At 60.6% G+C, this 12,416-nt stretch carries 13 protein-coding genes; 10 read left to right on the top strand and 3 right to left on the bottom strand.

Translation table 11 applies throughout. The features are described 5' to 3' along the window. The first annotated feature begins 66 nt into the window (after positions 1-66). From HMPREF3096_RS20170 to HMPREF3096_RS20160, 3 genes are all read left to right on the top strand, one after another. Positions 67-999 carry a LysR family transcriptional regulator gene (locus HMPREF3096_RS20170; protein ID WP_012541307.1) on the top strand — a complete coding sequence of 311 codons (933 nt, stop codon included), beginning with the start codon at positions 67-69 and terminating at the stop codon, positions 997-999. A gap of 305 nt (positions 1,000-1,304) precedes the next feature. Next, positions 1,305-2,600 (top strand): MFS transporter, encoded by a 1,296-nt coding sequence (locus HMPREF3096_RS20165; RefSeq protein WP_032432118.1) that lies wholly within the window; start codon positions 1,305-1,307, stop codon positions 2,598-2,600. An 11-nt stretch (positions 2,601-2,611) separates the two neighbouring features. Continuing rightward, entirely contained in the window at positions 2,612-3,421 is an 810-nt protein-coding gene (locus HMPREF3096_RS20160) for a substrate-binding domain-containing protein (RefSeq protein ID WP_176747754.1), read from the top strand. On the opposite strand, the gene HMPREF3096_RS20155 is transcribed toward HMPREF3096_RS20160, so the two are convergent. Both HMPREF3096_RS20155 and HMPREF3096_RS20150 read right to left on the bottom strand, forming a co-directional pair. After that, a complete protein-coding gene (locus tag HMPREF3096_RS20155) occupies positions 3,396-4,295 on the bottom strand; it encodes an L-proline-binding transcription factor PsrA (RefSeq protein WP_008804348.1) in 900 nt (299 codons plus the stop codon). The two genes, HMPREF3096_RS20160 and HMPREF3096_RS20155, sit on opposite strands and share 26 nt — an antisense overlap. A 112-nt stretch (positions 4,296-4,407) precedes the next feature. After that, the gene (locus HMPREF3096_RS20150) at positions 4,408-4,890 is read right to left on the bottom strand and encodes a cold-shock protein (RefSeq protein ID WP_012541308.1); all 483 of its coding nucleotides are present in this window, start codon (positions 4,888-4,890) and stop codon (positions 4,408-4,410) included. A 190-nt stretch (positions 4,891-5,080) separates the two neighbouring features. On the opposite strand from HMPREF3096_RS20150, the gene HMPREF3096_RS20145 reads away from it, so the two are divergent. After that, positions 5,081-5,779, top strand: coding sequence for an RluA family pseudouridine synthase (locus tag HMPREF3096_RS20145; protein WP_032730682.1), 699 nt, complete (start codon positions 5,081-5,083; stop codon positions 5,777-5,779). A gap of 24 nt (positions 5,780-5,803) precedes the next feature. Here HMPREF3096_RS20145 and HMPREF3096_RS20140 read toward each other — a convergent pair whose 3' ends face one another. Beyond that, complete coding sequence (locus HMPREF3096_RS20140) at positions 5,804-6,343, bottom strand: DUF2058 domain-containing protein (protein WP_044613699.1); 540 nt, start codon at positions 6,341-6,343, stop codon at positions 5,804-5,806. 368 nt (positions 6,344-6,711) lie between these two features. Here HMPREF3096_RS20140 and dgoR point away from each other — a divergent pair, with 368 nt between their 5' ends. From dgoR to HMPREF3096_RS20110, 6 genes are all read left to right on the top strand, one after another. Then, positions 6,712-7,401 (top strand): D-galactonate utilization transcriptional regulator DgoR, encoded by a 690-nt coding sequence (gene dgoR, locus HMPREF3096_RS20135; RefSeq protein WP_022066201.1) that lies wholly within the window; start codon positions 6,712-6,714, stop codon positions 7,399-7,401. Then, positions 7,398-8,315, top strand: a complete 918-nt coding sequence (locus HMPREF3096_RS20130; RefSeq protein ID WP_023340380.1) for a 2-dehydro-3-deoxygalactonokinase — start codon at positions 7,398-7,400, stop codon at positions 8,313-8,315. Before dgoR ends, HMPREF3096_RS20130 begins: the two co-directional genes overlap by 4 nt. Continuing rightward, complete coding sequence (locus HMPREF3096_RS20125; RefSeq protein ID WP_023340379.1) at positions 8,260-8,877, top strand: 2-dehydro-3-deoxy-6-phosphogalactonate aldolase; 618 nt, start codon at positions 8,260-8,262, stop codon at positions 8,875-8,877. The genes HMPREF3096_RS20130 and HMPREF3096_RS20125 overlap by 56 nt, the downstream gene beginning before the upstream one ends. After that, a complete protein-coding gene (gene dgoD / locus HMPREF3096_RS20120) occupies positions 8,874-10,022 on the top strand; it encodes a galactonate dehydratase (RefSeq protein ID WP_070544560.1) in 1,149 nt (382 codons plus the stop codon). Before HMPREF3096_RS20125 ends, dgoD begins: the two co-directional genes overlap by 4 nt. A gap of 94 nt (positions 10,023-10,116) precedes the next feature. After that, positions 10,117-11,430, top strand: a complete 1,314-nt coding sequence (locus HMPREF3096_RS20115) for an MFS transporter (RefSeq protein WP_043875087.1) — start codon at positions 10,117-10,119, stop codon at positions 11,428-11,430. Further along, positions 11,427-12,374 (top strand): 2-hydroxyacid dehydrogenase, encoded by a 948-nt coding sequence (locus HMPREF3096_RS20110; RefSeq protein ID WP_008804356.1) that lies wholly within the window; start codon positions 11,427-11,429, stop codon positions 12,372-12,374. The genes HMPREF3096_RS20115 and HMPREF3096_RS20110 overlap by 4 nt, the downstream gene beginning before the upstream one ends. Positions 12,375-12,416: the final 42 nt, after the last annotated feature.

Here is a 12,416-nt window from a genome sequence, read left to right as displayed (position 1 = left end):
AAAATTGCTGACCCAGAGGATAAGCGGTATTGTGAAAAGAATTAAGTGCAATGAAATCAGCAAACGATGAATATTATGCATCCTGTCCTGCGCCGGATTGATCTCAACCTGCTGCCGGTCTTTGACGCGGTCTATCGCTCCCGCTCGGTGCGTCTGGCGGCGGAAGAGTTGGCAATGAGCACCTCGGCGCTGAGCCATGCGCTTTCCCGGCTGCGCAGCGCCCTCAACGATCCGCTGTTCTATCGCGAAGGCCACCGGATGTGCCCCAGCGTCTATGCCAGCCAGCTGGCGCCCTCTATTGCTTCGGCGCTGAAGTTTCTCAACCAGGAGCTGACGCCGCCGGCGGCGTTTGTGCCGGCCGCCAGCACCGACTGCATGCAGATTGCGATCACCGATTTCACCGCGTTCTGCGTCTTTCCGACGCTGATGCACCACCTGCAGCGTGAGGCGCCCGGGCTGCGGTTTGAACTCCGTTATCTGCCCCACAGCCCGGCGCTGACCGAGCTGCTGGCGGGCGAGGTCGACCTGGCCCTCGGGTTCAATACCCCTGATGAGCCAGCCCATCCCGATCTTGAGGAGATTAACTGGCTGCGGGACGAATATGTGGTCATCAGCCAGGCCGACCGGACGGCGCTGACCCTGGACGCCTACCTTGCTGCCCGTCATCTGGTGGTGACCCCGTGGAATGAGCAGCAGGGGGTGCTGGACTGTGAGCTGGAGCGGCAGGGCTATTCGCGGCAGGTGGCGATGAAAACCCCCTCGATGCTGAGCGCGCCCTTCATTATTGAGCAGAGCGACCTGTTGATGGCGCTGCCCCGGCGAGCGGCGGAGACGATGGCCCGCGCCGCCCGGCTGACCATTTTCCCGCTGCCGTTTCCGGTTCCGCCGTTTGACGTCAAGATTTACGCCCACCAACGCAGCGGGAAACGCGAGGCTACCCGCTGGCTGATCGCTCTGTTGCAGACGCTGGTGGGGGAGTCTGCCGCTTCCGCTTCCTGACGCGCTTTGCGGCCGGCAGCGTGTATCCTCACCCCAGGCCAGGGTTTTTATGCCGTCAACCCGCGGCGACTTACCCTGGCCTCGGTCACAAAACGGAAAACTGACTTTTTCGCCGTCACCCGCGGCGTGGTTAGCACGGGATGTGTTAAATGATTGTATGTAAAAGTAATGTTAATTAGTTAAATGTTATTCATGCGTAAAATGCATTAATGGATGCGTTTATTACGCTTATTTCGTTCCCGGTTCTGTTTCAGTCTTCAGCAACAGGCGCGCGACAACGCGTGGATAACAAACTGGAGACCTGCATGCATTCGACAACCTCACTGATGAGTACCCGTGACCGGATCGGCGCCATCCTGCGCGTCACGTCCGGTAACTTTCTCGAACAGTTCGACTTTTTCCTGTTCGGGTTTTATGCCACCTACATCGCACATACCTTTTTTCCGGCGAGCAGTGAATTCGCCTCGCTGATGATGACCTTCGCGGTCTTTGGCGCCGGCTTTTTGATGCGCCCCATCGGCGCTATCGTGCTTGGCGCCTACATCGACAAGGTGGGGCGGCGCAAGGGGCTGATCGTCACCCTGTCGATCATGGCCACCGGCACCTTTCTGATCGTGCTGATCCCCTCTTACCAGACCATTGGCCTGTGGGCACCGCTGCTGGTGCTGATTGGCCGTCTGCTGCAGGGCTTTTCCGCTGGCGCCGAGCTGGGTGGGGTGTCGGTCTATCTGGCCGAGATCGCCACGCCGGGCCGCAAAGGCTTTTACACCAGCTGGCAGTCGGGTAGTCAGCAGGTTGCCATTATGGTGGCGGCCGCGATGGGCTTTGCCCTCAATGCGGTGCTGGAGCAGAGCGCCATCAGCGACTGGGGTTGGCGCATTCCGTTCGTCTTCGGCTGCCTGATCGTTCCGTTCATTTTCATCCTGCGCCGTAAGCTGGAGGAGACCCAGGAGTTTACCGCCCGCCGCCATCATCTGGCGATGCGCCAGGTGTTCGCCACGCTGCTGGCGAACTGGCAGGTGGTTATCGCCGGGATGATGATGGTGGCGATGACCACCACCGCGTTCTATCTGATCACCGTCTATGCGCCGACCTTTGGTAAAAAGGTGCTGATGCTCAGCGCCTCTGACAGCCTGCTGGTTACGCTGCTGGTGGCGATTTCCAACTTCTTCTGGCTGCCGGTGGGCGGGGCGCTGTCTGACCGCTTTGGCCGCCGGCCGGTGCTGATTGCCATGACCCTGCTGGCGCTGGCTACCGCCTGGCCTGCACTGACCCTGCTGGCGAACGCGCCGAGCTTTTTGATGATGCTGAGCGTGCTGCTGTGGCTGTCGTTTATCTACGGCATGTACAACGGGGCGATGATCCCGGCGCTGACCGAAATTATGCCTGCCGAAGTGCGCGTGGCAGGTTTCTCGCTGGCCTACAGCCTGGCGACGGCGGTATTTGGCGGCTTCACGCCGGTGATTTCCACGGCGCTGATCGAGTATACCGGTGATAAAGCGTCTCCCGGCTACTGGATGAGCTTTGCCGCCATCTGCGGCCTGCTGGCCACTTGCTACCTCTATCGCCGTAGCGCCGTTGCGCTGCAGACGGCACGTTAATCAGGGAGAAGATGATGCGTAAAACGACAGGAACACTGCTGGCCACGCTGCTGCTGGCCGCCACCGGCGGCAGCGCGCTGGCCGCAGAGGTCACCGTGATGATCTCCGGCGGCTTCAAAGCGGCGCTGGAAAAGTTGGCCCCGGCGTGGGAAAAACAAACTGGCAACCACCTCGTGGTGATCCCCGGCCCGTCGATGGGGAAAACGCCGCAGGCGATCCCTAACCGCCTGGCGCGGGGCGAACACGCGGACGTGGTGATTATGGTCGGGGATGCGCTAACCAGCCTCGAGAAAGCGGGCCGTACGCAACCGAGTTCGCGCCGGGAGCTGGCCGACTCGCCGATCGGCGTGGTGGTGAAGGCGGGGGCGCCGCTGCCGGCTATCCACAGCGCAGACCAGCTGCGGGCGACGCTGCTGGCGGCGCCGTCGGTCGCGTACTCCGACAGCGCCAGCGGACGCTATGTTAGCTCGACGCTGTTCCACACCCTGGGCATTGATGACGCGATGCAGAGCAAAGCGCAGATGGTGGAGCGCATTCCGGTAGCCTCGGAAGTGGCGAAGGGACGGTATGCGATCGGTTTTCAGCAGGTGAGCGAGCTGCTGCCGGTACCTGGCGTGACCTTCGTTGGCGAACTGCCGGATAACCTGCAGTACATCACCCGCTTTGCCGGGGCGGTGACTATCAGCGCCGACCACCCGCAGGAAGGCAAGGCGCTGCTGGCGTATCTGGCCTCACCGGCGGCGCAGGAGACCATCCACGCCACCGGCATGCGAAGCGTGGCCGCCACCACGCCGGTCAGCCAGAAGGATACTGTTCAATAATCAGCTTCTCCAGCTCTGCCGCCACGTAGGACTGAATACGGCCGCTGAGGCGGATCAGGCCTACCGTGCGCGTGACCACCGGGTCAGTGAGCGGCACAGCGCGGAGAACGGAATGCTCCCCGGCGGGCATCGACATCGCGGGCACGGCGGCAATGCCGATGCCCGCTTCCACCATCCCCAGCATCGTGGTGACGTGGCGGGTTTCGCAGATACTTGGCCGCGCCGGCGTCAGATGCGCCAGCTCCCGGTCGAGCAGCGTCCGGTTGCCCGAGACCCGATCCAGGCCAATATAATCCTGTTCAAAATACGCCTGCCAGCTGAGGTGCGTCTTGCGCGCCAGCGGATGATCGTACCGACAGGCGGCCACATAGCGGTCGTCGGCAAGAGGCGTGAATTCGAGACTGGCTGGCAGGTTTTTGGCAAAACAGAGGCCAAAGTCAGCCTGTCCGCTGCTGACGGCCTCGATCACATTCCCGACGCTGCTGTCAATCAACCGGATGCGCACCTGGGGATAACGCGCCTGAAAGCTGCGGATGATTTCCGGCATAAAGTAGTAGGCGGCGGAGGGCACCGTCGCCACCGTCACCAGCCCGGTGCGCGCCTTGCTGACCTGGCTGATATCCGCCAGCACCGTCTCGACATGGGCCAGCAGTTGCTCCGAACGTTCGGCAAAATTTTGCCCATACAGCGTGAGGGTCACCCGCCGGGTGGTACGTTCGAACAGCCGGTTGCCCAGCGCCGTCTCCAGCTTTTCGATGCGTCGGCTAAGGGCCGACTGCGACAGGCAGATGGATTCAGCGGCCAGCCGAAAACTGCCATATTCCATCAGGGCGCGAAAGGCGTAGAGATCGTTGAAGTCAAAATTTACGGGCATGGCGGCGGCATCCTTATCGGCTGTCTGGCGCCATCGCCCCGTCCGGCGAGGGGCGATGGCGGGTAGTCTATCGGGCAGGTCTTCGGGCGCGCGGGAAACCGCGCGCCGGGGCTTACACCTTAAGCAGTTTTACCGTGGCATCGATATCGATTTCGTCTTCCGAGAAGATCAGGGTTGTCCCCTGAAAGGTGGTGATCGCCAGCTTTTTCACCGAACGCATCTCTCCCGGCTGCACTGTGGATTTTGGCCGGATGCTGTTCATCAGCAGCCCGACCGACAGCACCGCGTTTTCTTTATCGACGCGGGTCTCGACCGGCTCCTCCTCATGGTACACCACATAGGATTTGATGGAGGTCAGCTTCAGCCGCTCGCCGGCGATATAGATATATTTGCTCTCCGGAATGACCTTCACCGCGTAGGCCGACAGCCCTTTATTGTTGGTGGTAGGTTCGAAAGTCACCGCCGCGTCTTTCTTGATAAGATCAGGATTGGCGACCTTAATCACGTGAAAATAACGATTTTCGCCGTTTTCATCTTTGATAAATCCAAAACCTTTATCTTTAAACCACGTTGTGATTGTTCCGTTCATCGCCATTACCGTATTACTCGTTGGTTAACACAAATTTTGCAGCGCGCAGTGTAAAGCACATTGCCTGTGCAGGCCATGCCTTTGCGATAAGTGTGGGTGATAAATGACGCCGCCGCGAGGGCGGATTGTGCGCCAGCATCGTGCCGGCGGCCAAAATGGGGTACTATCGCCAGCCACTCCTTCTTCGGGCCGCCTGATGTCCACCATTATCGATACCTTTGTCGCGCCGCCGTGCCGCGAACAGATCACCCTCTTGTATCAGGACGAACACCTGCTGTTGATCAATAAACCCGCCGGGCTGCTGAGCCTGTCGGGCAAAGATCCGCGCAACCTTGACTCCGTGCATCACCGGCTGGTTCAGCGCTTTCCGGGCTGCACCCTGGTGCACCGCCTGGACTTCGGTACCTCCGGTCTGATGGTGGTGGCCCGCAACAAAGACGTTAACGCCTTGCTGTGCCAACAGTTCAGCCAGCGCACGGTGGCAAAGGTCTATACGGCGCTGCTGTGCGGCCACCTGGCGGAAGATGAGGGGATAGTGGAGGCGGCAATCGCCAAAGATCCGGCCCGTTTCCCGCGCATGTCGCTCTGCGCCCGGCACGGCAAACCGGCGCGTTCGCGCTATCGGGTCATTGACCGCCTGTATCAGTCACGGGATGGGGAGAGGGCGCTGGCGTTAACCCGGGTGGCGCTTACCCCGGAGACCGGACGTACCCATCAGCTGCGCATCCACTGCCAGCTGCTGGGCTATCCGATCCTTGGCTGCGATTTGTACGGTGGCCGGGAGCTGCCCGGCACGGAACAGGCTCCGCGGCTGATGCTGCACGCCAGCGAACTGCGCTTTGTCCACCCCGTCAGCCATGAGCCGATGCATATCCTGCAGGCGAGCCCGTTCTGATCGCCCGCGGCGAGAGAACCGGGGTTACCACATCAGATCGTCGGGCACCTTAAAGTCGGCGTACGGATCGTCTTCATCCTGCTCATCCTGACTCAGGGCGCTGTGCAACACGATGCTGCTGGCGTCGCGCTGGGCGATTTTCTCGGCCACCACCGCCGGAATAATCGCATATTCACCTTCGGGCTTGTTATCCACCGCCAGGCGGGCAATCGCCAGACGGCCGTTAATCAGCTGGGTCTGGGTGATCTTGTCGACCATGATTTTTTTGATCAGATTATTATCGGTGAAGTTAAAGCCGATATCGCCCCGGGCGACCGTAATGCGGTTCATCTCGATCAGCTGCTTCACCTGGGCTTTATACTCTTTCGCCAGCACCGCCTGCTTTTGCTGCTCACTGAGCTGCTTATCGCGCTCCAGCTGAGCTTTTTTATTTTCTTCCACCGCTTCCCGGGCCTCACGGGCCTGAACGCGGGATTTTTTCGCCGTCCTCTGGACTTTAGCCATTTTTTTGCTGCTGACCAGGCCGGCTTTGAGCATCTGCTCTTGTAAGGTGAGTTTTGTCATCTGCGTGTCTGAAACTGAGGAAACATCTGCCAAGTATACCTGCATTGGCCGAAACGACGCCAGACTACCCACTGTTCGTTACCCCGATTAGCCTGACAGCCCCCCGCCGAAGCCGCGTTAACCCAGCCTCGCAGGCCCATCTTTCCCGTCCCCGGCGAAGGATCGTCGCCACCATTTTTGGCATGTCGACGATCCTTTTTTGTGATGGATTGTCTTTTTTGTGATCTGTATTGTAGTACAATTTTTATTAATAGTACTACTATGTGTCACAGGCAAGGATGAACAGGTTCACGTTTGTACTACCAGACTGGGTGGAAACGCGCTGAACGGAGTAAAGTAACCGGGCATAACCCCGTTAAGGACACGCTATGAACCTGACTAAAACCGATCGGCTGATGGTGACCCTGGGCCGCCAGATTGTGAGCGGCAAATATCTTCCCGGCGCGGCGCTGCCGGCGGAGGCTGACCTGTGCGAGGAGTTTGCCACCTCCCGCAACATCATCCGCGAAGTCTTTCGCTCGCTGGAGGCGAAGCGCTTGATTGAGATGAAACGCTATCGCGGCGCCTTCGTCGCGCCGCGCAGCCAGTGGAATTTCCTCGACAGCGACGTATTGCAATGGGCGCTGGAACAGGATGAAGACCCGGGGCTCATCGCGGCGATGAGCGAAGTGCGTAATCTGGTGGAGCCGGCGATAGCCCGCTGGGCGGCAGAGAGGGCCACCTCCAGCGATCTGGCGCAGATTGAGGCGGCGCTGAATGACATGATCGCCAACAACCAGCAGCGCGATGCCTTTAATGAAGCCGACATTCGCTATCACGAAGCGGTGCTGGCGTCAGTGCATAACCCGGTGCTGCAGCAGCTCAGCGTGGCGATTAGCTCGCTGCAGCGCGCGATATTTGAACGGACCTGGATGGGGGATGAGGCCAACATGCCGCAAACGCTCCAGGAACATAAAGCGCTGTTCGATGCGATTCGCCATCAGGACAGCAACGCGGCAGAGCAGGCGGCGCTCACCATGATCGCCAGCTCGACACGAAGACTGAAGGAAATCACATGACATCTCGCTACATCGCTGTTGACTGGGGATCGACCAATTTTCGCGCCTGGCTGTTTGAGGGCGAACGCTGCCTCGACAGCCGACAGTCGGCGGCGGGGATCGCCCGCCTGAACGGTCAATCGCCGGCAGCGGTGTTAGCGACACAAATCCATGGCTGGCGCGAGGGGCGTACCCCGGTGGTCATGGCGGGAATGGTAGGCAGCAACGTGGGCTGGAAGAACGCGCCCTATTTACCGCTTCCCGCCGATTTCACGGCCATTGGCGACCAGTTGACCGCCGTAGATGAAGGGATCTGGATTGTCCCCGGGCTTTGCACTTCCCGCGAAGACCACCACAACGTCATGCGCGGCGAAGAGACACAGCTCCTCGGCGCACGCCTGCTGGCCCCTGCGGCGGTGTACGTCATGCCCGGCACCCATTGCAAATGGGTCAAAACCGACGGCCGGCGGATTGAGGACTTTCGCACGGTGATGACCGGCGAACTGCACCATCTGCTGCTGACGCACTCCCTGATCGGTGCGGGATTACCCGAGCAGCAGGCTGCGCCGGCGGCGTTTCACGCCGGACTGGCGCGCGGCCTGGCCACGCCCGCGGTGTTGCCACAGCTTTTTGAGACCCGCGCCGCGCACCTGTTGGGGGCGCTGGCCCGGGAGCAGGTGAGCGAGTATCTATCCGGCCTGTTAATTGGCGCGGAGGTGGCCAGCATGCGCGCCTTCATTGCCGACGAACAGGCTATCGCGATCGTTGCCGGCCCGTCCCTCTCCGCGCGCTATCAGCAGGCATTTCAGCTGCTGGGCCGCCAGGTGACGACAGTGTCGGGCGACGATGCCTTTCTGGCTGGTATAAGGAGCATCGTACATGCAGTGGCAAACCTCACTTCCGCTGATCGCTATTCTGCGCGGCATCACCCCTGACGAGGCGCTGGCGCACGTCGGTGCGGCGATCGCCGCCGGGTTCGACACCGTGGAGATCCCGCTCAATTCACCGCAATGGCAGCAGAGCATCCCGGCCGTGGTCGAGGCCTACGGCGCGCAGGCGCTGATTGGCGCCGGAACGGTGCTGCAGGAAGCGCAGGTCGATCGGCTGGCGCAGCTTGGGGCGCGGCTGGTGGTGACCCCCAATGTGCAGCCGGCGGTGATCCGCCGGGCCGTCGGGCACGGGATGACCGTCTGCGCCGGCTGCGCGACGGCAAGCGAGGCGTTTACCGCGCTGGAGGCCGGGGCGCAGGCGCTGAAGATTTTTCCCTCTTCGGCGTTTGGCCCCGACTACATCAGGGCGCTGAAAGCGGTTTTGCCCGCGTCGGTGCCGGTATTTGCCGTCGGCGGCGTCACGCCGGAAAACCTGGCGCAATGGATCGAGGCCGGTTGTGCGGGCGCGGGGCTGGGCAGCGATCTCTATCGCGCCGGTCAGCCGGTAACGCGGACCGCAGAGCAGGCCGCCGCATTTGTTAGGGCGTATCAAGAGGCTGTGAAATGAAAATAACCAAACTGACCACCTGGCGTTTACCCCCGCGTTGGATGTTCCTCAAGATTGAAACCGACGAGGGGATAGTCGGCTGGGGCGAGCCGATCGTCGAAGGCCGGGCGCGCACCGTGGAGGCGGCGGTACATGAGCTGGGGGACTATCTGATTGGCCAGGATCCGGCGCGGATCAACGATCTGTGGCAGGTTATGTACCGCGCCGGCTTTTATCGCGGCGGACCGATCCTGATGAGCGCGATCGCCGGTATTGACCAGGCGCTGTGGGACATTAAAGGGAAGGCGTTAAATGCGCCGGTCTGGCAGCTGCTGGGCGGCCTGGTGCGCGATAAAATCAAAGCTTACAGCTGGGTGGGAGGAGATAGACCTGCCGAGGTCATTGCCGGGATTAACACGCTGCGCGGGATGGGGTTTGATACCTTCAAACTCAACGGCTGTCAGGAAATGGGGATGATTGACAGTTCGCGCACGGTGGATGCGGCGGTGAACACGGTGGCGCAGATCCGCGAAGCATTTGGCAACGACATTGAATTTGGCCTCGATTTTCATGGCCGCGTCAGCGCGCCGATGGCGAAATTGCTGATTAAAGAGCTGGAACCCTATCGGCCGCTGTTTATCGAAGAGCCGGTGCTGGCCGAGCAGGCTGAGTACTACCCGCGGCTGGCGGCGCAAACCGCGATCCCGCTGGCCGCCGGCGAGCGCATGTTCTCGCGCTTTGAGTTCAAGCGGGTGCTGGAGGCCGGCGGCCTGGCTATTCTGCAGCCCGATCTCTCTCACGCCGGCGGCATCACCGAATGCTTCAAAATCGCCGGTATGGCGGAAGCGGCGGACGTGTCGCTGGCCCCGCACTGCCCGTTAGGCCCCATCGCGCTGGCCGCCTGTCTGCACGTGGACTTTGTTTCCTACATTGCTGTCTTCCAGGAGCAGAGCATGGGGATCCACTATAACCAGGGCGCCGAGTTACTCGACTTCGTGAAAAACAAAGCCGATTTCAATATGGAGGGGGGGTACTTTAAGCCGTTAATGAAGCCGGGGCTGGGGGTCGACATCGACGAAGAGAAAGTGATCGAGATGAGCCGACGCGCTCCTGACTGGCGGAACCCCGTCTGGCGCCTTGCCGATGGCGTGGTCGCCGAGTGGTAGTCCCCGGTTAATACCTGCTGCGATTCTTAATATCAATCTTTGCCTGGTGCGGGCGGTCTTCCCCTGCCCGAGGCAAAGTCATGGGGTTATTATTATGAGCATTGAACTCTGTACTTCTACATTAAAAAAGCTAAACAGCAAAATCATCCCCTTTATTATTATCTGCTATTTTGTCGCCAATCTTGATAAAACCAATATTTCTATTGCCGCGCTGCAAATGAATGCCGATCTGGGATTAACGGCCAGCATGTACGGCCTTGGGGTCGGCATGTTTTATATTTCCTATATTATTTTCGAAATTCCCAGCAACCTGATCATGACCCGGGTGGGGGCGCGGATCTGGATCGCCAGAATAATGATCACCTGGGGAATGGTGAGCGCCGGCATGGCGTTCGTCCAGACGCCGACCCAGCTCTATATTATGCGTTTTTTACTCGGCATGGCGGAGGCGGGATTCACCCCAGGGATTATTTACTATATCTCCTGCTGGTTTCCGAAGCGCAACCGGGCGCGGGCGATGTCGTTCTTTTATATGGGATCGGTGCTGGCGTCGATCATCGGGCTGCCCGTCTCGGGGCTGATTTTAAATATGCATGGCATTGCCGATGTCGCCGGCTGGCGCTGGCTGTTCGCCATTGAAGGCGTTCCCGCCATCGTGCTGGGGGCGCTGGTGCTCTGGCTGCTGCCTTCCAGCCCGCAAAAGGCGGCCTGGCTCTCTGAGGCGGAGAAAGGCTGGCTGACGGCGCAGATTGCCGCTGATAACCGCGGCGCGGTAGTCAATCAACACGCCTCCTGGTTCAGTGCGCTGAAAAATAAAGTGGTACTCCTGCTGAGTCTGGTCTGGTTTCTGCAGGCGTTCGGCTCCATCGGTATCACGCTTTTCTTACCGCTGATCCTCAAAAGTATGGCCAGCGAGCAGAGCGATGTGGTTATTAGTCTGCTGTCCGCGGTGCCGTTTATTTTCGCCTGCCTGTTTATGTACCTCAATGGCCGTCATTCGGATCTGACCGGCGAGCGGGCGTGGCATATGGGGCTGCCGCTGATTCTGGCCGGTCTCTCGCTGGCTGTCGCCATCTATGCCGGCAACCTGCTGGTTGCCTATCTGCTGCTGGTGCTCACCGTGGGCTTCAATTTCGCGCTAACGCCGGTGTTCTGGGCGGTGACCACCGAGAAGCTGGCGGGCGTGGCGGCCGCGGCCTCCATTGCATTTATCAACACCATCGCCAATTTTGTCGGCTTAGGCCTGCCGCCGCTGCTCGGGAAGATTAAGGACCTGACCAACAGCTATCACTCTGGACTGTTGATCGTCGCCGTGGCGCTGGCCCTTGGCGGGATTATCGGCATCATCGTCTCCCGGAGCGGCCAGAAACCCTCCGCCTTCCACACTCTGAAAGAAGATAAGCTATGAAACTGAACGTGTTAAAACAGGCTTCGCTCCCGGATGCCCTGACCGCGGAACTGGCGCGACGCTATCACCTCGTGGAGCTGACCGCACTCACTGACGCCGACTTTCGCGCGCTGGCCGGCACCTTTACCGTGCTCATCACCAACGGCGAAGCCACCGTGACGCGAGAGCTGATCGCCAGCCTGCCTGCGCTGGAGCTGATCGCCGTCTTTGGCGTCGGCTATGACGGCGTGGATGTGCAGGCGGCCGCTGAGCACCAGGTGCGGGTCAGCCATACGCCGGGGGTGTTAACCGACGATGTGGCGGATCTGGCGCTGGGCCTGATGCTGGCGACCTCGCGGCAGATCGTCGCCGCCCACAAGTTTATCGAAGCGGGCGAGTGGGCGGCGGGCGGTTTTCCGTGGACGCAAAAAGTCTCCGGTTCGCGGGTCGGCATCGTGGGCATGGGGCGCATCGGCCAGGCCATCGCCCGGCGCTGCGAGGGGTTCGCCATGCAGATTGCTTATCATGACCGCAAGCGTCTCCCGGCGCTAAATTATGCCTGGCGGGAAGATCTGCTGACCCTGGCTGCGGAGAGTGATTTTCTGGTTATCTGCACGCCGGGAACGGCGGCAAACCAGGGGCTCATTAACCAGCCGGTGCTGGCGGCGCTGGGGGAGAAAGGGATCCTCATCAATATCTCGCGCGGCAGCGTGATTGATGAGCCCGCGCTGGTTGCCGCGCTGGAGAGCGGGATTATCGCCGGGGCGGGGCTGGATGTCTTCAGCCATGAACCGGCGGTACCGGCCGGGCTGCTGCAGCGCAGTAATGTGGTCGTCACACCGCATATGGCCAGCGCCACCTGGAGTACCCGCGCGGCGATGGCGCAACTGGTGCTCGATAACGTTGCCTGCTGGGCTGAGAAGAAGGCGCTGGTGACTCCAGTGGCGGAAAGCCTGGCGGACTGACCGCAAAGCCGTGAACGCGCTGGGCTGCTGTATTGTACAGCG

Origin of the sequence: Klebsiella sp. HMSC25G12 (assembly GCF_001807705.1) — a bacterium.
GTDB classification, from domain to species: Bacteria; Pseudomonadota; Gammaproteobacteria; order Enterobacterales; family Enterobacteriaceae; genus Klebsiella; species Klebsiella variicola.
The sequence above is the reverse complement of the archived record's forward strand: the minus strand, read 5'-3'. Positions and strand labels throughout refer to the sequence as shown.